We start from the raw sequence: 258 nt of genomic DNA, 5'->3' as shown, positions 1-258 counted from the left end.
CGACGAGGCCACCGGCGCCAACATCGTCCGGCTCGCGCTCGAGGCGCCCATCAAGCAGATCGCGTTCAACAGCGGTCTCGAGGGCGGCGTCGTGGTCGACAAGGTCCGCCACCTGCCGACCGGTCACGGCCTCAACGCGGCCACCGGCGAGTACGTCGACCTGATCGCCACCGGCATCATCGACCCGGCCAAGGTCACCCGCTCGGCGCTGCAGAACGCCGCGTCGATCGCCGGCCTGTTCCTCACCACCGAGGCCGT

At 70.5% G+C, this 258-nt stretch carries 1 protein-coding gene; it reads left to right on the top strand.

Annotated features, from left to right (window positions below):
* Positions 1 to 258: TCP-1/cpn60 chaperonin family protein (locus tag G6R25_RS24800; RefSeq protein WP_272871472.1), on the top strand; the 258-nt coding region annotated here is incomplete at both ends.

The organism is Candidatus Frankia alpina (assembly GCF_902806485.1).
Lineage (GTDB): Bacteria > Actinomycetota > Actinomycetes > Frankiales > Frankiaceae > Frankia > Frankia alpina.
This window is presented reverse-complemented; position numbering and strand designations above follow the sequence as displayed.